The sequence below is a fragment of the Kitasatospora sp. NPDC087861 genome, assembly GCF_044742585.1.
Taxonomy (GTDB): domain Bacteria; phylum Actinomycetota; class Actinomycetes; order Streptomycetales; family Streptomycetaceae; genus Kitasatospora.
This window is the reverse complement of sequence record NZ_JBIUUS010000001.1, coordinates 246,032-262,840: the sequence shown is the minus strand read 5'-3', so window position 1 is coordinate 262,840 and position 16,809 is coordinate 246,032. Positions and strand designations below refer to the sequence as shown.

Here is a 16,809-nt window from a genome sequence, read left to right as displayed (position 1 = left end):
GGGCCGGGGTGGTGGGGTGTGGGGATATCCGGGGGTTGGTGGAGTGGGGTGGGCGTGATGGAACCGATGCCGAAATCGGGCGGGCTGGGGGCTGACAAGCCGCGGAAGCGCAGGTAGCGTCGCCGGAAGTCGGTTCGTGTGGTGGTTCAGACCACTGGGCGGGCTGATGGAGACGAACGAATCCCCCTTTACTCGGATCGTCCGGCACGTTCCTGCCGGTGGAGGAGAGTACGACCATGGCTTCTGTCACGTACGAGCAGGCGACCCGTGTCTACCCCGGGGCGGACAAGCCCTCGGTGGACGCGCTGGACCTGGAGATCGCGGACGGCGAGTTCCTCGTGCTGGTCGGCCCGTCGGGCTGCGGCAAGTCGACCAGCCTGCGCATGCTGGCCGGTCTGGAGGACGTCAACAGCGGCTCCATTCGGATCGGCGACCGGGACGTCACACACCTGCCGCCGAAGGACCGGGACATCGCCATGGTGTTCCAGAACTACGCGCTGTACCCGCACATGACCGTCGCCGAGAACATGGGCTTCGCGCTCAAGATCGCCGGCGTGAACAAGGCGGAGATCCGCACCAAGGTCGAGGAGGCCGCGAAGATCCTCGACCTGACGGAGTACCTGGACCGCAAGCCGAAGGCGCTGTCGGGCGGTCAGCGCCAGCGTGTCGCGATGGGCCGCGCGATCGTGCGCCAGCCGCAGGTCTTCCTGATGGACGAGCCGCTGTCGAACCTGGACGCCAAGCTGCGCGTCTCGACCCGTACCCAGATCGCCGGCCTGCAGCGCCGCCTGGGCATCACCACGGTGTACGTCACCCACGACCAGACCGAGGCGCTCACCATGGGCGACCGGGTCGCGGTGCTCAAGGGTGGCGTGCTGCAGCAGGTCGACACCCCGCGCAACATGTACGACAAGCCCGCCAACCTGTTCGTGGCCGGCTTCATCGGCTCGCCGGCGATGAACCTGGTCGAGGTGCCGCTGGTGGACGGCGGCGTGAAGTTCGGCGGCTCGGTGGTCAACGTCTCGCGTGACGACCTGGCCGGCGCCGGCACCGACAAGTCGGTGACCGTCGGCATCCGCCCGGAGCACTTCGAGATCGTCCCGGCGGGCGGCATCGAGGGCGTCGCGGTGACCGTGAACGTGGTCGAGGAGCTCGGCTCGGACGGCTTCGTGTACGGCACCACCAAGATCGGCGGCGAGGACAAGGAGCTGGTCGTCCGCGTGCACGGCCGGCAGATCCCGGCCCGCGGCGAGACGATCCACGTCGTGCCGATCGCCAACGAGACCCACGTGTTCTCCACCAGCTCGGGTGCCCGCCTGAGCAGCTGAGCACGGCGTGCCCGGTCGTCCGGGCGAGCCACCACGCGGAGCCCGTCGGACCACTCCCGGTCCGGCGGGCTCCGTCCGTACACCCCCGCGTCAACACGGTGTGGGGACGAAACCGGACACGGTGTCACTCGATGGTGTAACGGAGGGCGATCACACCCGCACCCACCGCTACTCTCCTGAGGGTGAAGCAGCTTGTGCGCCGTATCGGCCAGACCGTCGCCCTGACCCTGCCGGTCGTCCTGGTGACCACCGGCACCCTCGCCGTGACCCGGGTGCCGTGGGCCCCGCCGACCGGCCTCGACCAGCAGGTCGTGGCGGCGTCCAGCGGTGACGGTGCCGGGATCGGGCGTTCCGCCACCACCAACGCCGCCCCCAACACCGCCACCAACGCGGCCGCGGGCACGTCCTCGGACGGGCTCGCCCCGCAGGAGTCGCTGCGGGTGGTGCTGCTGGACGAGCTGCGGGCGAAGAACCCGTCCGCCGCGCTGGACCTGCTGGAGCGCTCGATGCGCGAGCAGCCGTCGCTGACGCCGTACTGCACCTCGCTCGCCACCGAGCTGGGCAAGGCCGCGGTGCGCAAGTACCAGGGCGACGTGCAGCGGGCCCGGTCGTTCGCCCGCCCGGTCTGCGACGGGTCGTTCGCGGCGGGCATCGCCGGCTGACGACGTCAGCGGCTCGGGCTGCCCCGCGGCGGATCCGGCCGACCCCCGCGACCTCAACCGGCGGCCCCCACCGGCGTCCACGGCTCCGGCCGACCGGCCCGGTGGGCGCCTTATTGTTCAGGCATGACCGCTGACTCCGGCCCCACCGCCGACCTCACGTCCCCGCCGCCCCATCCGCCCCGGCCGACCACGACGCCCGTCACCCAGGCCGTGATCCTGGCCGGCGGCCAGGGCTCGCGGCTGCGGCCCTACACGGACGACCGCCCCAAGCCGCTGGTCGAGATCCCGGGAACGGGCACGCCGATCCTCGGCCACCAGCTGGCCTGGCTGGCCTCCGAGGGCGTCACCGACGTGGTGGTCTCCTGCGGGCACCTCGCCGACGTGCTGGAGGAGTGGCTCGACAAGGCGGACCTGCCGCTGCGCGTCCGCACGGTGGTCGAGGAGGAGCCGCTCGGGCGCGGCGGCGGCCTCAAGTACGCGGCCAAGGCGCTGCCCCGCCCGGACGAGCCCTGGTACGCCACCAACGGCGACATCTGGACCCGGTTCAGCCTGCGCGACATGGCCGCCTTCCACCACGAGCGGGACGCCGTCGCGACGCTCGCGCTGGCCCGGCCGCGGATCCCGTGGGGGGCGGTGGAGACCGACCAGTTCGGCAACGTGCTGGACTTCATCGAGGCACCGCCCTCGCCGTTCCTGATCAACGCCGGGCTGTACGTCTTCAGCCCGGAGTTCGCCGAGCTGCTGCCGGACGTGGGCGACCACGAACGCACCACGTTCCCGCAACTGGCGCGCAGCAAGCGGCTGGCGGGCTACCAGCTGCCGCAGGGCGTGTACTGGCGCGCCATCGACACCGCGAAGGACCTCACCGAGGCCGCCAAGGAGCTCGCCGCCGGGGCCGGCCGCGCCCCGCAGTGACGCCCCCGGGCACGAACGGCAAAGCAGCAACCCCTCGAGGCACGAGCAGCAGCAGCGAGCGGCAACGGCAATCGGCCGGGTGCTCCGCCATGGAGCACCCGGCCGACCGCGTCCGCGAACCGTCAGACCCCTCAGGTGGACGTAGGCGCCCCCGGGCGGGAGGAGCGGGCGCCGCCGGACAGGTCGGCCAGCGGGGCGCTGCCCAGCACCCCGCCGAGCAGCCCGGAGCCCGCCCCGGAGCTCGGGCTCGGCTTGGACGCCGTCCCCGAGCCGCCGGGGGCCGGGGTGCTGCGCTGGGCGGGCGAGGAGCCGGCCGGCGGCGCGCCGGCGGACGACGCGGCCGGGCTCGCACCGGCCCCGCTCTCCGCCTTGGTGGAGTGCCCCTTGCCGCTCGGCGTCGGACCGGTCGGCCGGGAAGCCGGGGCGGAGGAGGGCGGAGCGGTCGGGCTCGGTGTGGGGGTGGCCGGTCGCGGGGCGGCGGGCGAGGGCGAGGTGGACGAGCCCTGGCCGCCCGGGGTGCCGGTCGGGGCGCCGCCCGGCCAGACCGGCGTGCCGTAGTCGGTGGCCGGACGGGCCGGCGCCTGGTGCGGCCGGGCGCCGGTGCGCACCGCCGCGCCGAGCATCGAGCCGAGCAGCAGGGTCAGCCCGACGACGACCGTGGTGACCACCGTGCCGCGGCGCAGCACCCGTCGGCGCAGCGCGGCGGGCGCGTCCGCGCCGTACCGCCGCCAGGCCTCCAGGCTGAGCCGCCCGTCCAGGGAGGCGAACGGCGCGCCGGCGATCAGCAGCGGGCTCCAGGCCGCCAGGAAGATCAGGTCGGGCGTGTCGTAGACCGGTACGGCCCGCCAGCTGACGGTGAACAGCAGCGCGGCGGAGAGCAGCATCGCCGCCCCGGCTGCGAGCCGCTGCCAGAGGCCGAGGACGGTCAGCACACCGACCACGATCTCGGTGAACGACACCGCCAGGCCGGCACCGACCGGGTGCGCCATGGCGAAGGCCAGCAGCGGCTCGGCGACCTTCCAGGGGTGCAGCGAGGCGAGCCAGCGCATCATCGAGCCGCGCTCGCCGCCGTCGAAGTACACCGGGTCGCAGAGCTTGCTGAACCCGGCGTAGACGGACAGCGAGCCGAGGACGGCGCGCAGCGGCAACAGGACCAGGCCGAGGTCGACCCGGCGTCCGGGGTACCAGGCCTGCCGACCCTCGGCGGCCGTCGCGGAGACCTCGGGCAGCTCGCCGCTCGGGGTCCAGCCCTGCGGCGCGCCGACCGGGCCGACGCCCGCGTAGGTGGCGGTGCCGGCACCCGTCCGGGGCTGGCGCGGGACGGTCCGGGCACCCGAGTAGGTCGGGATCACCCGGGTGTCCGACTCGGCCAGGCCGACGCCCCCGGAGGCGGAACCGGTGAGCCGGACGGCCTCCAGCAGCTGGGTGGCCGCGAGGTCCCCGGGGGGCGCCTGCCCGGTCCAGGTGACGGCGGTGACCCGGCCCTTGCGGCGCGGCGCACCGCCCCCGGCGGCCCCCGCCATCGCCGGGACGGCGGAGGCGGGCACGACGACCTGCGGGGTGACCAGCGGACGGCGGATCAGGCCCTGGTTCGCGTACGGGTCGCCGAACGCGGCACCGGTGGACAGCAGTCCGGCCGGGGCCTCGATCAGCGGCGGCACCGGGGCGCCGAGCCGGAGCCGGAAGCTCGCCTGCGTGTTGCTGAGGCGCGCGGGGTCGGACGGCACCTTGACCGTGTCAAGGCCGGGGCCCGCGTCTATCCCGGTGCTGCCGCCGCCGAACAGGGGGCGCCGAGGTGTTCTGGTGTCCACGCCCGTCTAACCGGGTGACGGCCGCTTAGGACACTCTCCCGAGTGGATGTCCGGCGCCTGCTTGAAATGATCATGAGAAAAGCGATCGAGCCCGGTCGGGCCCGATCGCTTTTCACTCGGACTGCGGAGAATTCAGAAGATCCCCTGCGCACCGGCCACCGCGTGTGCTGCGGCGGCGACCCGTGCTGCGGCAACGGCCTGCGCCCCCGGCGGCGACCCGCGCTCCGGCGGCGGCCCGTGCTGCGGCGGCCGCCGGTGCGCCAGGGATCAGCGCTTGGCCCGCAGCCGCGCGGCCTCGTACAGCACGATGCCCGCCGCGACACCGGCGTTCAGCGACTCGGTCAGCCCGGACATCGGGATCCGCACCCGCATGTCGCAGGTCTCCGAGACCAGCCGGGACAGGCCCTTGCCCTCGCTGCCCGCGACGATCACCACCGGGCCGGTCAGCAGCTCCAGGTCGCCCAGCTCGGCCTCGCCGTCGGCGGCCAGGCCGACCACCATCAGGCCGGCCTTCTGGTAGGCCTCCAGGGTGCGGGTGAGGTTGGTGGCCCGGGCGACGGGCAGCCGGGCGGCGGCGCCGGAGGAGGTCTTCCAGGCACCGGCGGTCATGCCGGCCGCGCGGCGCTCGGGGATGACCACGCCGTGTGCGCCGAAGGCGGCGGCGGAGCGGACCACGGCGCCGAGGTTGCGCGAGTCGGTGACACCGTCCAGCGCGATGATCAGCGCGTCCTGGCCGGCGTCGGCGGCCTCGCCCAGCAGGTCCTCGGGGTGCGCGTACTCGTACGGCGGGACCTGGAGCACCAGGCCCTGGTGGTTGAGCCCGCCGGTCATCTGGTCCAGCTGCGGGCGCGGGGCCTCCATCAGCGGGATGCCACGGTCGTTGGCGGCCTGGAAGGCCTCGCGGACGCGGTCGTCGGTGTCGATGAACTGCATGACGTACAGCGCGGTGGCCGGCACGTCGCCCTTCAGGGCCTCGACCACCGAGTTGCGGCCGAAGACCAGCTCGGCGGCACCCGCGCCGCCGCGGCCGCCGCGCCCGCCACCGCCGGACCGGCGCATGCCGGCGCGGGCCTTGGCGTCCCGCTCGCGCTTGATCGCGGCGTTGGCGGCGCGCTGCTTCGGGTGGCCCTTGCGCTCCTCCCCGGGCGGGGTCGGGCCCTTGCCCTGGAGCGCCTTGCGGCTGTGCCCGCCGGTACCGACAGACGCGCCCTTCTTCGATCCGGGGTTGCGGCGGTTCCTGCGCGCACTGTTGCCGGCCATGGCTGTACATCCTGTCTGTTCGGCATGCCCGGCCGCCCCGTTCTGTCCGGCGGCGGCCGACGGCATGCGCTACGTCATGCGGGAGGGCCGCACCGGTCCGGTACGGCCCACCCTCACCCCGATCGTCAGATGGGGTTACTGGCTGTTGATCGTCCAGCGCGGGCCGGACGGGGTGTCCTCGATCACCAGCCCGGCGAGGCCGAGCTGGTCGCGGATGGCATCCGCGGTGGCGAAGTCCTTACGCTGCCGCGCCGCCTGCCGCTGGTCCAGGACCAGGCGGACCAGCGAGTCGACCACACCGTGCATGCTCTTCAGTGTCCCAGCCTCGCCGCGCTCCGTCCCGGCCCACTGCGGGTCGAGCGGGTCGAGACCCAACACTCCGAGCATCGCACGGACCTCGGCGAGTCGCGCCACCGCGTTCTCCTTGTCGTCCGCGTTCAGGGCGCTGTTGCCCTGGCGGACGGCGGTGTGCACGACGGCCAACGCCTGCGGCACGCCCAGGTCGTCGTCCATCGCCTCGGCGAAGGCCGGCGGCACCTCGGGTGCGGCGTCGACCGTCCCGCAGCGCTCGATGGTGCGCTGGATGAAGCCCTCGATCCGGCCGAAACCGGCCTCGGCCTCACGCAGCGACTCCTCGCTGTACTCGATCATCGAGCGGTAGTGCGGGGCGCCCAGGTAGTAGCGGAGCACGATCGGCCGCCACCGCTGGACCATCTCGGAGACCAGCACCGAGTTGCCCAGCGACTTGCTCATCTTCTCGCCGGCCATGGTGACCCAGGCGTTGTGCACCCAGAAGTTGGCGAAGTCGTCGCCGTAGGCCTTGGACTGGGCGATCTCGTTCTCGTGGTGCGGGAAGATCAGGTCCAGCCCGCCGCCGTGGATGTCGAAGGCCGGGCCGAGGTACTTGTGGGCCATCGCCGAGCACTCCAGGTGCCAGCCGGGACGGCCGCGGCCCCACGGGGTCTCCCAGCTCGGCTCGCCCGGCTTGGCGGCCTTCCACATCGCGAAGTCGCGGTGGTCGCGCTTGCCGGTCTCGCCCTCGGCCGAGGGCTGGCGCAGGTCGGCCAGCTTCTGGTTGGAGAGCGCGAGGTAGTCGGGGTACGACTTCACGTCGAAGTAGACGCTGCCGTCCGCCGCGTAGGCGTGGCCCTTCGCGATGAGCCCCTGCATCATCTCGACCATCTCGGGGATGTGCCCGGTGGCCCGCGGCTCGACGGTCGGCGGCAGGCAGCCGAGCGCGGTGTAGCCGTCGTTGAAGGCGCGCTCGTTCTCGTAGGCGATCTGCCACCACGGGGTGCCGAGCTCGCGCTCCTTGGCGATCACCTTGTCGTCGATGTCGGTGACGTTCCGGGCGAAGGTCACCTGGTAGCCGCGGTAGGCGAACCACCGCTGCATGATGTCGAAGTTGAGCCCGGACCGGATGTGCCCGATATGAGGCGCCGACTGGACGGTAGCGCCGCACAGGTAGATCGAGACACAGCCCGGTACAAGCGGGACGAAGTCGCGTACCTGGCGGGTGCTGGTGTCGTACAGGCGAATGCTCACAGCGTCAAGCGTAGTGGGCAGGAGGGGGTGCCCCGCGACATTCCCGAATGTCAATACCGCGACAAGGGCGTTTCCCCGCCGCGTCCGGTCGGAGGCACCCGCTCCTCCGGGGTCAGATGCCGCCGGCCACCTTGCGCGGGGTGAGCCGGACGATCACCCGCACGTCCTCCGGTCCGTCGAAGGTGTAGACGTCCTCACCGCGGTACTTGGCGGCCAACCGGTTGATCAACTCGCGGCCGCCCTCGGTGGTGAGGGTGGCCGAGCCGCGCACCTCCAGGTACTCGTACGGGCTCTCCGGCGGGTTGACCACGAGCGAGATGCGCGGGTCCTTCAGCAGGTTGAGGTGCTTGCGACGGCCCTCGACGGTGGAGAACAGGATGTCCTCGCCGTCGCGCTCCACCCAGACCACCGAGGACTGGGGGCTGCCGTCGGGCTGGATGGTGGAGACCACGGCGAAGCTCTTGCCGTCGATCAAGGCCTTGGCGCGGTCGGAGAGTTGGGTGGTCATCGGAGACCTTCTTCCGGTCGGTCGGGTCGGAGGTCGGGCCACTGCCAGGCGGAGCCTGCGCCCGGGCCCGCACCGAACCGTATCGATCCGGGCCCTGACACCGGCTCCTGAACACCCGTCACCGTGGATTAATTCCCGACCTCGCACCGACCTCGCACCGGACCGGCGCCGGCCCCGCACCGGACCGTCCCGGCCGGCCTCCGGCCCGCCCCGGACCGACGGGCTCAACGCCGTTCGTACACCAGGGCGGTGGCGATCGCGGCCAGCCCCTCGGCCCGGCCGGTCAGGCCCAGGCCGTCGGTGGTGGTGCCGGACACCGACACCGGCGCACCGGCCGCGTCCGACAGCGCGGCCTGCGCCTCGGCCCGCCGCTTGCCGATCTTCGGCCGGACGCCGATCACCTGGACCGCGATGTTGCCGATCTCGAAGCCCGCCGCACGCACCAGCCGGGCCGCCTCGCCGAGCAGCTTCACTCCGGACGCGCCGGCCCACTCCGGCCGGTCGGTGCCGAAGTGCGCGCCCAGGTCGCCGATTCCGGCGGCCGAGAACAGCGCGTCGCAGGCGGCGTGCGCGGCGACGTCGGCGTCCGAGTGCCCGGAGAGCCCGAACTCGGCGTCCGGCCACTCCAGTCCGGCCACCCAGAGCGGGCGACCGGCCTCGAAGGCGTGCACGTCGGTGCCGATGCCGATGCGCGGCAGTGCGGGAGCCGACGGCTCAGGAGCGGGCGACTCGGTGGCCGACACGTCAGTGGACAGCGGATCAGTAGGCATCGGAGGCCCTCCGGCGGGCGAGTACGGCCTCGGCGAGCACGAGGTCCAGCGGACGGGTGACCTTGAACGCCTCCTCGTGGCCGGGCACCACGACGACCCGGCCGCCGTAGCGCTCCACCAGGCCGGCGTCGTCGGTGACCGACGGCGTGTCGGCGGCGCCCGCGGCCTCCTCGGCCAGGGCCTTGGCGTGCACCTCGACCAGGGTGGCCCGGTCGAAGCCCTGCGGGGTCTGCACCGCACGCAGGGTGGACCGGTCGGGCGTGTCGAGCACCGGCTCGGGGCGACCCGGGCTCGGCTCGACCCGCTTCACCGTGTCGGCCAGCGGCACCGCCGGCACCACCGCCTCGGCTCCGGCCCGGACGGCGGCCGCCACGGCGTCCACCACCTCGACCGGGACGAGCGGGCGGGCCGCGTCGTGCACCAGGACGACCTCCACCTCGGCCGGGATCGCGGCCAGGCCGAGCCGGACCGACTCCTGGCGGGTCGCGCCACCGGCCACCACCCGGATGTCCTTGTCGTCCAGCCCGTGGCTGTCCAGCAGGGCGACCACCTCGGCCACCCCGTCGGCGGGCGCGGCGACCACGACCAGGCCGACCGCCCGGCTGCGGGCCAGCGCCCGCACGGCGTGCACCAGGAGCGGCACACCGCCCAGTTCCCGCAGGGCCTTCGGGGCGCCGGGCCCCAGCCGCTCACCGCGTCCGGCGGCGGGCACCACTGCTGCTGCGACTGCTGCTGCGGCGTTCAGGTTTCACTCCTTCGGCGAAGTGGGTATGGCCTTGGCGTGCCCGGCGGGCGCAACGGGCCCCTTCCGAAGAACCACGGTCCACCGTCCGCCGCACAACCCGCAGAATCGGTCTTGCAAGGCGTCTTGCGGGGCGGAGTGGTCCTGTGGGCCTGGACCGGCTCAGGCCGGGGGCGTCGTCCGGACACGCCTCAGCGCCCGAAGTGCCACTGCACCACCCCCGGACGCTTCGTCCTGGGAGCGGCGCGCCGACACCGGGCGCTGTGAGCGGTGGGCGGTAGCCCGACTGCACTACGAGGCAAGCACCTCGTCGAGCAGCGTCTCCGCCTTGTCCTCGTTGGTGTTCTCCGCCAGCGCGAGCTCGCTGACGAGGATCTGGCGCGCCTTCGCGAGCATCCGCTTCTCGCCGGCCGACAGACCGCGCTCGCGCTCACGACGCCAGAGGTCGCGCACAACCTCGGCGACCTTGATAACGTCACCCGAGGCGAGCTTCTCCAGGTTCGCCTTGTAGCGACGGGACCAGTTGGTCGGCTCTTCGGTGTACGGTGCGCGCAGCACCTCGAAGACCCGGTCCAGACCCTCCTGGCCGACTACATCGCGCACGCCGACGAACTCCGCGTTCTCGGCGGGCACGCGGAGCGTCAGGTCTCCCTGCTGCACCTTGAGCACCAGGTAGGTCTTGTCCACACCTTTGATCTGGCGAATTTCGATGGCCTCGATCAGCGCAGCCCCGTGATGGGGGTAGACCACCGTGTCGCCAACCTTGAACGTCATGTGACAGGACCCCTTCCGTGGCTTTCCAGAATAACACGCTTTTCGGCGCACCCGAAGGGCGTTTTCGCAGGTCAGGGCCGGTCTCGGGGCTTGACAAGGACCCCCATGACGTGCTGCGACCGATGTTCGAGAGAGGCTTCCCGCAGGTCGGAGGCCGTTCCGGCGCTCAGCGAAACCTTGTGCAACACCCGCGAAACCGTGATTGGATCTTGGGCTTTCACCGTTTATCGGGCCGTATCCACATCGTTATTCGATCTTGGTCGAAGTCTGTCCCGAGAGTGATCTGGACACGCCACGGATGCGGCCGGACGGCCGCCCCACGGGCCTCAGGAGTGCGACACGGGGACCACCCCGTGAGGACCGCATAAGTGAGGTCGATAATCTGAGACCTGACCTACCGACACGTGACTTAGGAGAAGCCGCCGCCGTGAGCCGCAGCCTTCGACGCGGCAGCATCGCCGCCATCGCCGCCATCGCCATCGCCTCGCTGTCTTCCTGCGCCGCCGGCAACACGCCGGACACGCTGCAGGTCAAGCCCGACAACGCGGCGGCAACCCTCGGAACGAACCTCCGGCTGAACAACATCGTGGTCGTCACCGGGGACGAGTCCTCGGGCGAGCACACCGGTCCCGCCACCGTGACCGTCAACATCTCCAACACCGGCAGCACCCCGGCTGAGCTGCAGTCCATCACCGTCGGAAACGGTGCCACCGCCGCGTTCACCGACGCGGCGGGCGCCCCGCTGTCCACCATCGTCGTCCCGGCCGGCGGCGCCGTGGCGATCGGCGGCGCCGGCAACCCGTCCGCCAAGGTCGCCTCGGTCGGTGTCCAGGTCGGCGGCTTCGTCCCGGCCTCGTTCACCTTCAAGGACGGTCAGAAGGTCGACGCCCAGGCCGGTGTGAGCCCCAACAAGGGCCTCTACCAGGGCTTCGGCCCGACGGCGACCCCGGCCGCCGTGCCCACCAAGGGCGCCACCCCCGCCGCGACCGCCCCGGTCACCGGCAGCACCACCCCGGCCGCCCCGGCCACCACCGGTGCGGCCACGCCGTCCGGTGCCGCCACCACCCCCGCGGGCGCCACTGCGTCCGCCGGCGCCCACTGACGCGCCACCCCGCGTCCGGCGGGCCCCTCCCGGGCCCGTCGGACGCAACGCGAAGGCCCCCTCCGGCAACTGCCGGCGGGGGCCTTCCGCGTCTGTCCGCGGCCGCGGTTTACGGCTCGAACTTGTAGCCCAGGCCACGGACCGTGACCAGGTAGCGCGGGGCGCCCGGGTCCGGCTCGATCTTGGCCCGCAGGCGCTTCACGTGGACGTCCAGGGTCTTGGTGTCGCCGACGTAGTCCGCGCCCCAGACCCGGTCGATCAGCTGCATGCGGGTGAGCACCCGGCCCGCGTTGCGCAGCAGCATCTCCAGCAGGTCGAACTCCTTCAGCGGCAGGTCGACCTTGGCGCCGTCCACGGTCACCACGTGCCGGTCCACGTCCATCCGGACCGGGCCCGCCTCCAGGGCGCCCGGGCCGCCGCCGTTGTCGCCGGCGCCGCCGTCCTCGCCGCGGCGGCGCAGCACCGCGCGGATCCGGGCGACCAGTTCACGGGTGGAGTAGGGCTTGGTGACGTAGTCGTCCGCACCTATCTCCAGGCCGACCACCTTATCGATCTCGCTGTCCTTGGCGGTGACCATGATCACCGGGACGTTGGAGCGCACCCGCAGCTGGCGGCAGACCTCGGTACCCGGCAGGCCCGGCAGCATCAGGTCGAGCAGGACGAGGTCGGCGCCGTTGCGTTCGAACTGCTCCAGTGCGTCGGGGCCGGTGGCGGCGACGGCCACCTCGAAGCCCTCCTTGCGAAGCATGTACGAGAGGGCGTCGCTGAACGACTCCTCGTCCTCGACCACCAGTACTCGGGTCACGATCAGGCCTCCGGGGCAAGCTGGGGGGTTGTGTCTGACAGGGGGTGTTCCCGCTCCCCCGTGGGGAGCGAACGGTCCGCGCGGCCCGTGGTGGCCGTCCGGTCCGTGGTGAGGGTCTGGGCGTGCCGGTCACGGTCGAGGTCGTCGGTGTCCTCGGCCTCGGGCGCCTGCCCGGCCGGCAGGCGGATGGTGAAGGTCGAACCCTGGCCCTCGACGCTCCACACCGAGACCGTGCCGCCGTGCGAGGCGGCGACGTGCTTGACGATGGAGAGGCCGAGGCCGGTTCCGCCGGTCGCCCGGGAGCGGGCCGGGTCGACCCGGTAGAAGCGCTCGAAGACGCGCTCGCGGTCCTTCTCGGAGATGCCGATGCCCTGGTCGGTGACGGAGATCTCGATCAGCTCGCCGTCCGCCTCCCCGAGCGCCGCGGCGCTGGAGATCCGGCGGGTGGCGATCGCCACCCTGGTGCGGGGCGTGCTGTAGTTGACGGCGTTCTCGACCAGGTTGCCCAGGGCCGCGGCGAGCTGGCCGCGGTTGCCGTGCAGGTAGAGGCCGGCGATGCCGCCGGCCGTGATCAGGATCTGCTTGGCGGCGGCCTGCTGGCGGCAGCGGTCGATCGCCTCGGCGATCAGCTCGTCCACCGCGACCGGCTCGGGGTCCACCATCAGCCGGTCGTCCTGCACCCGGGAGAGGTCGATGATCTCCTGGACCAGGCTGGCCAGCCTGGTCGCCTCGATCTGCATCCGGCCGGCGAAGCGCTGCACCGCCTCCGGGTCGTCGGCCGCGTCGGCGACCGCCTCGGAGAGCAGCGACAGGGCGCCGACCGGGGTCTTCAGCTCGTGGCTGACGTTGGCCACGAAGTCCCGGCGGACGGCCTCCACCCGGCGGCGCTCGGTCTGGTCCTCGACCAGCACCAGCACCAGCCGGGAGCCCAGCGGGGCGACCCGGACGGAGACCGCGAGCGGCTCGCCCGCACGGGCCACGCCGGGGCGGGGCACCTCCAGTTCGACCTGGCGGATCTCGCCGTCCCGGCGGGTGGCGCGGGCCAGCGAGAGCATCTGGTCCACGGCGACCGCGCCGCCGCGTACCAGGCCCATCGCGTACGCCGCGGAGCTGGCCTTGACCACCTCGTCGCCCTCGCCCAGCACGATCGCGCAGGAGCGGAGGACGGAGAGTACGGTGTCCACCCCCGGCGGCAGCGGGGGCTCCGGGGTGCCGGCGCCCAATCCCTGTTGCCGACCGTGGTGTCTGCTGTTGGTGCCACTGTGCCTGCCCCTGGCCTGCTCGCGCTCGCTCCAGCGGAAGGCGATGGAGGCCGTGAGGCCGACGCCGAGCCCGGCTATGGCGCAGGCAGCGGCGGCGGCCACGTTCACGTCCATGTGGCCAGCGTAAGCGCATGGCCAGGGCACTCCCCAAGGGGCCGATCAAGGCATCGGCCACGCGTTGCCGAGAATTCACCTCCACGTGGCCGCCGATTCACCACACCGGCCGTGCACCGTCGCCCGGACGGCGCAGGGTTGGCCATGCAGCCCGTGTGGGAGTGGGTGGCGGGCCGGACCACCGGCCGCCGCCTCAGGTGTGCGCGTACGATTCGCGCCACCAGCAGCGGTCACCCGAACACCGGAACGACGGTCGGACGGGCCGGCCGGTCGGCACCGCCACCGACACAGCTACTGAGGAGAGAGCATGCGCGACGCGTACCACGAGGAACTCGATGCGATCGGCGACAGCCTGGTCGAGATGGCCCGGCTGGTCGGCTCGGCACTGGGCCGGGCGACCACCGCACTCCTCGACGCGGACCTGGCGCTGGCGGAGAGCGTGATCGCCGCCGACCAGAAGATCAACGATCTCCACCACGAGCTGGAGAACCGCGCCATCGACCTGCTCGCCCGCCAGCAGCCGGTCGCCACCGACCTGCGCATCGTCGTCACCTCGCTGCGGATGAGCTCCGACCTGGAGCGCTGCGGCGACCTCGCCCGGCACGTCGCCAAGGTCGCGCGGATGCGCTACCCCGACTCCGCCGTCCCCGGCGACCTCCACTCCACCGTCCTGGAGATGGGCCAGCTCGCCCAGCGCCTGGTGGCCAAGGCCGGTCTGGTGATCGCCACCAAGGACGTCGACAAGGCCCTGGAGATGGAGCAGGACGACGACGCGATCGACACCCTGCACCGCGAGCTGCTGTCGCACCTGATCGACGACCGCTGGCACCACGGCATCGAGACGGCCGTCGACATCACCCTGGTCGGCCGCTACTACGAGCGCTTCGCGGACCACGCGGTGTCGGTCGCCAAGCGCGTGGTGTACCTGGTGACGGGCGAGCACGTGGCCGAGTTCGTGGCCGCCTCGGAGGCCGCGGCGGCGGAGTGACCTCCCGCCGGTGCGGTGCGGTCGCCCGGTCGGGGCTTCGGGGTCTCCGGGCCTCGGGAGTCCCGGGAGTCCCGGGACTCCCGGAGCATGGGGCTCCGAGGGGCGGCCGCTCACTCCGAGGGCGGGTAAACCCGTGACGGGGGTGGTGGGGGCGCACGATGTCCCGTACGCCCCACCACTGCGCGCCTGTTGACGCTCCCTCCGATCGGCGGCTTCACTCGAAGCTGTAGGCACCGAAGTGTGCCCGTCACAAGGAGGGTTCAGCACGATGAAGGCCAACCCGACCCGACCGACACCGGCACACGACACCGTCGCGCCGCCCTCCCCGAAGCTGCTGCCCGTCCTCGCGGCCGGCTGCGGCTGTGGCCCGGGCTGCGGCTGCGGCTGCCAGTCCGGCGCGCCCTGCCAGTGCGGCGGCGCGGACGGCGGCTGCTGCGGCGGCCACTGAGCCGGGCCGCCGCGAGGGCGGCGGCCCCGGGGGTTCCGGGGTGCACGGCCGCCGCGGGAGACGGGCGTGCACCCCGGTCTTCCGCCGGCCGTGAGCCCGGCGGGATCCGTCAGAACTGGACGTCGGTGCAGGAGTAGAAGGCGTTCCCGGTGTCGGCGATCTCCCACACCGAGACGACCACCTGGTGGCCGGTCCGCCCGCTCGGGACGGTCGCGGTGTGGCTGACCGTGCTCGGCACCTGACGGCCGTTGTAGGGGACGGTCAGGAACGGCGTCAGCTCCAGGCTCGACCGGGTGATCGGCTGACTGGCGTCGTAGCCCGGCTTGGTCAGGTAGTACGTGAAGCTCGTGGTCGCATGCCGGGCGGTGAACGTCCAGGTGAAGGTGAGCTGCTGCCCCGCCGTCACCGGCGTGGTCGGCCAGGCGCCGCCGCGCGGGTCGTCCAGTTCGGCGAAGCGCGAGTTCCCGCCGGCGCAGATGGTGCCGTCGGACGGGCCGGCGGCCGGGAAGCCCTTCGGGCCCTCGACGCTCTGCGGCTCCCACTGGATCTCACCGCAGTCGGTGACGACCTCCGCGCCGCACAGGGCGGCCCGGCTGGGCGGCGTCGAGATGTACCCGTGGGACTGCGCCGGGAGCGCGAAGGTGAGCGGTATCGCGAGCGCGGCGACCGCCGCCCCGACGATGTGGCGTGTGCGCATGGTGCTCCTCCGTGGGGGTGGATGGAGAGTGCGCCGGGGCGCAGACGCGCGCGTGGGGTACGGCGGCCGGGACAGGGGGATCCTTGGCATGCCTGCGCCAGTCCGGTGACCTCACGGTAGGAGCCGACACCGCCACCCGTCAATGGTCTGAACCATTCTCGTGGCCGTCAACTCATCGACCAGGCGGGCCAGTTGAAGCAGGGGTGGGGTGGACACGCGAAGGCCCCCCACCGGCACCGAAAGCGCTGGTGAGGGGCCGTAGCGGCAAGCGGCCTACTTCTTGCCCTGGTTCTTGACCGCCTCGATGGCGGCGGCGGCGGCCTCCGCGTCGAGGTAGCGGCCGCCCGTGGCGACGGGCTTGAAGTCGGCGTCGAGCTCGTACACCAGCGGGATGCCGGTCGGGATGTTCAGGCCCGCGATGGCCTCGTCGGAGATGCCGTCGAGGTGCTTGACCAGCGCGCGCAGGCTGTTGCCGTGGGCGGTGACCAGGACGGTCTTGCCGGCGGCGAGGTCCGGGACGATGGCGTCGTACCAGTACGGGAGCATCCGCTCGACGACGTCCTTCAGGCACTCGGTGCGCGGACGCAGCTCGCTCGGGATCTCCGCGTAGCGGGCGTCACCGGCCTGCGAGTACTCGGCGTCATCGGCCAGCACCGGCGGCGGGGTGTCGTACGAGCGGCGCCACAGCTGGAACTGCTCCTCGCCGAACTCGGCCAGGGTCTGGGCCTTGTCCTTGCCCTGGAGTGCGCCGTAGTGCCGCTCGTTCAGGCGCCAGCTGCGGTTGACCGGGATCCAGTGGCGGTCGGCCTTGTCCAGGGCGATCTGCGAGGTGCGGATCGCGCGACGCAGCAGCGAGGTGTGCAGCACATCGGGGAGCAGACCCTCGGCGGCGAGGAGCTCGCCACCGCGCGCGGCCTCCTTCTCACCCTTCTCGTTGAGGTCGACGTCGACCCAACCGGTGAACAGGTTCTTCTGGTTCCACTGGCTCTCGCCGTGGCGGAGCAGGATGAGTCGGTACGTCGTGTCAGCCATGGCCCCCAGCTTAGTGGAGGCCCGAAAACCGCTGGTCGGGACCTTC

Annotated in this window: 17 protein-coding genes; 6 read left to right on the top strand and 11 right to left on the bottom strand. The window is 72.5% G+C overall.

Translation table 11 applies throughout. From position 1 onward, the window contains the following. Window positions 1–236: 236 nt before the first annotated feature. From ACIOJE_RS01120 to ACIOJE_RS01110, 3 genes are all read left to right on the top strand, one after another. Window positions 237–1,328: a sn-glycerol-3-phosphate ABC transporter ATP-binding protein UgpC gene (locus ACIOJE_RS01120; protein WP_280675568.1), complete on the top strand. Its 1,092-nt coding sequence runs from the start codon at window positions 237–239 to the stop codon at window positions 1,326–1,328. Window positions 1,329–1,510: 182 nt separating this feature from the next. Next, entirely contained in the window at window positions 1,511–1,990 is a 480-nt protein-coding gene (locus tag ACIOJE_RS01115; protein ID WP_280675570.1) for a hypothetical protein, read from the top strand. 123 nt (window positions 1,991–2,113) lie between these two features. After that, window positions 2,114–2,905 carry an NDP-sugar synthase gene (locus ACIOJE_RS01110; protein WP_400669179.1) on the top strand — a complete coding sequence of 264 codons (792 nt, stop codon included), beginning with the start codon at window positions 2,114–2,116 and terminating at the stop codon, window positions 2,903–2,905. Window positions 2,906–3,036: 131 nt separating this feature from the next. Here the strand turns inward: ACIOJE_RS01110 and ACIOJE_RS01105 are convergent, their stop codons facing one another. The 7 genes from ACIOJE_RS01105 to ACIOJE_RS01075 all read right to left on the bottom strand — a co-directional run bounded on the left by ACIOJE_RS01105 (window position 3,037) and on the right by ACIOJE_RS01075 (window position 10,315). Continuing rightward, the gene (locus ACIOJE_RS01105; protein ID WP_400772542.1) at window positions 3,037–4,632 is read right to left on the bottom strand and encodes a DoxX family membrane protein; all 1,596 of its coding nucleotides are present in this window, start codon (window positions 4,630–4,632) and stop codon (window positions 3,037–3,039) included. A gap of 351 nt (window positions 4,633–4,983) precedes the next feature. Beyond that, window positions 4,984–5,976 (bottom strand): 23S rRNA (guanosine(2251)-2'-O)-methyltransferase RlmB, encoded by a 993-nt coding sequence (rlmB, locus tag ACIOJE_RS01100; RefSeq protein WP_280675576.1) that lies wholly within the window; start codon window positions 5,974–5,976, stop codon window positions 4,984–4,986. 135 nt (window positions 5,977–6,111) lie between these two features. Next, on the bottom strand, window positions 6,112–7,521 hold the full coding sequence (gene cysS / locus ACIOJE_RS01095; protein WP_400772541.1) for a cysteine--tRNA ligase: 1,410 nt from the start codon (window positions 7,519–7,521) through the stop codon (window positions 6,112–6,114). A 112-nt stretch (window positions 7,522–7,633) separates the two neighbouring features. Then, a complete protein-coding gene (locus tag ACIOJE_RS01090) occupies window positions 7,634–8,029 on the bottom strand; it encodes a PPOX class F420-dependent oxidoreductase (protein ID WP_280675580.1) in 396 nt (131 codons plus the stop codon). 224 nt (window positions 8,030–8,253) lie between these two features. Further along, window positions 8,254–8,799, bottom strand: coding sequence for a 2-C-methyl-D-erythritol 2,4-cyclodiphosphate synthase (ispF, locus tag ACIOJE_RS01085; RefSeq protein WP_400772540.1), 546 nt, complete (start codon window positions 8,797–8,799; stop codon window positions 8,254–8,256). Continuing rightward, window positions 8,789–9,514 (bottom strand): 2-C-methyl-D-erythritol 4-phosphate cytidylyltransferase, encoded by a 726-nt coding sequence (gene ispD / locus ACIOJE_RS01080; RefSeq protein ID WP_400669190.1) that lies wholly within the window; start codon window positions 9,512–9,514, stop codon window positions 8,789–8,791. Before ispD ends, ispF begins: the two co-directional genes overlap by 11 nt. A gap of 318 nt (window positions 9,515–9,832) precedes the next feature. Beyond that, window positions 9,833–10,315, bottom strand: coding sequence for a CarD family transcriptional regulator (locus ACIOJE_RS01075; protein ID WP_030244332.1), 483 nt, complete (start codon window positions 10,313–10,315; stop codon window positions 9,833–9,835). 427 nt (window positions 10,316–10,742) lie between these two features. Here ACIOJE_RS01075 and ACIOJE_RS01070 point away from each other — a divergent pair, with 427 nt between their 5' ends. Further along, window positions 10,743–11,417 carry a DUF461 domain-containing protein gene (locus tag ACIOJE_RS01070; RefSeq protein WP_400772538.1) on the top strand — a complete coding sequence of 225 codons (675 nt, stop codon included), beginning with the start codon at window positions 10,743–10,745 and terminating at the stop codon, window positions 11,415–11,417. A 109-nt stretch (window positions 11,418–11,526) separates the two neighbouring features. Here ACIOJE_RS01070 and ACIOJE_RS01065 read toward each other — a convergent pair whose 3' ends face one another. Next, window positions 11,527–12,222 carry a response regulator transcription factor gene (locus tag ACIOJE_RS01065; protein WP_031069385.1) on the bottom strand — a complete coding sequence of 232 codons (696 nt, stop codon included), beginning with the start codon at window positions 12,220–12,222 and terminating at the stop codon, window positions 11,527–11,529. Between the two features lie 2 nt (window positions 12,223–12,224). Continuing rightward, window positions 12,225–13,598 (bottom strand): sensor histidine kinase, encoded by a 1,374-nt coding sequence (locus ACIOJE_RS01060; RefSeq protein WP_400772535.1) that lies wholly within the window; start codon window positions 13,596–13,598, stop codon window positions 12,225–12,227. A 307-nt stretch (window positions 13,599–13,905) separates the two neighbouring features. Between ACIOJE_RS01060 and phoU the strand changes: the two genes are divergently transcribed. Continuing rightward, on the top strand, window positions 13,906–14,586 hold the full coding sequence (phoU, locus tag ACIOJE_RS01055; protein WP_280675590.1) for a phosphate signaling complex protein PhoU: 681 nt from the start codon (window positions 13,906–13,908) through the stop codon (window positions 14,584–14,586). 268 nt (window positions 14,587–14,854) lie between these two features. Then, entirely contained in the window at window positions 14,855–15,034 is a 180-nt protein-coding gene (locus tag ACIOJE_RS01050; RefSeq protein WP_280675592.1) for a hypothetical protein, read from the top strand. A 109-nt stretch (window positions 15,035–15,143) separates the two neighbouring features. Here the strand turns inward: ACIOJE_RS01050 and ACIOJE_RS01045 are convergent, their stop codons facing one another. Further along, the gene (locus ACIOJE_RS01045) at window positions 15,144–15,731 is read right to left on the bottom strand and encodes a lytic polysaccharide monooxygenase (RefSeq protein WP_400772533.1); all 588 of its coding nucleotides are present in this window, start codon (window positions 15,729–15,731) and stop codon (window positions 15,144–15,146) included. 273 nt (window positions 15,732–16,004) lie between these two features. After that, the gene (locus tag ACIOJE_RS01040) at window positions 16,005–16,763 is read right to left on the bottom strand and encodes a phosphoglyceromutase (protein ID WP_400772531.1); all 759 of its coding nucleotides are present in this window, start codon (window positions 16,761–16,763) and stop codon (window positions 16,005–16,007) included. Between the last annotated feature and the right edge of the window lie 46 nt (window positions 16,764–16,809).

What these genes read in the sequence shown, in the direction of transcription:
- ACIOJE_RS01120 (WP_280675568.1), top strand. Translation starts at nt 237, where the DNA reads ATGGCTTCTGTCACGTACGAGCAGGCGACCCGTGTCTACCCCGGGGCG.
- ACIOJE_RS01110 (WP_400669179.1), top strand. Translation starts at nt 2,114, where the DNA reads ATGACCGCTGACTCCGGCCCCACCGCCGACCTCACGTCCCCGCCGCCC.
- rlmB (WP_280675576.1), bottom strand. Translation starts at nt 5,976, where the DNA reads ATGGCCGGCAACAGTGCGCGCAGGAACCGCCGCAACCCCGGATCGAAG.
- ACIOJE_RS01090 (WP_280675580.1), bottom strand. Translation starts at nt 8,029, where the DNA reads ATGACCACCCAACTCTCCGACCGCGCCAAGGCCTTGATCGACGGCAAG.
- ispF (WP_400772540.1), bottom strand. Translation starts at nt 8,799, where the DNA reads ATGCCTACTGATCCGCTGTCCACTGACGTGTCGGCCACCGAGTCGCCC.
- ACIOJE_RS01075 (WP_030244332.1), bottom strand. Translation starts at nt 10,315, where the DNA reads ATGACGTTCAAGGTTGGCGACACGGTGGTCTACCCCCATCACGGGGCT.
- ACIOJE_RS01060 (WP_400772535.1), bottom strand. Translation starts at nt 13,598, where the DNA reads ATGGACGTGAACGTGGCCGCCGCCGCTGCCTGCGCCATAGCCGGGCTC.
- phoU (WP_280675590.1), top strand. Translation starts at nt 13,906, where the DNA reads ATGCGCGACGCGTACCACGAGGAACTCGATGCGATCGGCGACAGCCTG.
- ACIOJE_RS01050 (WP_280675592.1), top strand. Translation starts at nt 14,855, where the DNA reads ATGAAGGCCAACCCGACCCGACCGACACCGGCACACGACACCGTCGCG.
- ACIOJE_RS01045 (WP_400772533.1), bottom strand. Translation starts at nt 15,731, where the DNA reads ATGCGCACACGCCACATCGTCGGGGCGGCGGTCGCCGCGCTCGCGATA.
- ACIOJE_RS01040 (WP_400772531.1), bottom strand. Translation starts at nt 16,763, where the DNA reads ATGGCTGACACGACGTACCGACTCATCCTGCTCCGCCACGGCGAGAGC.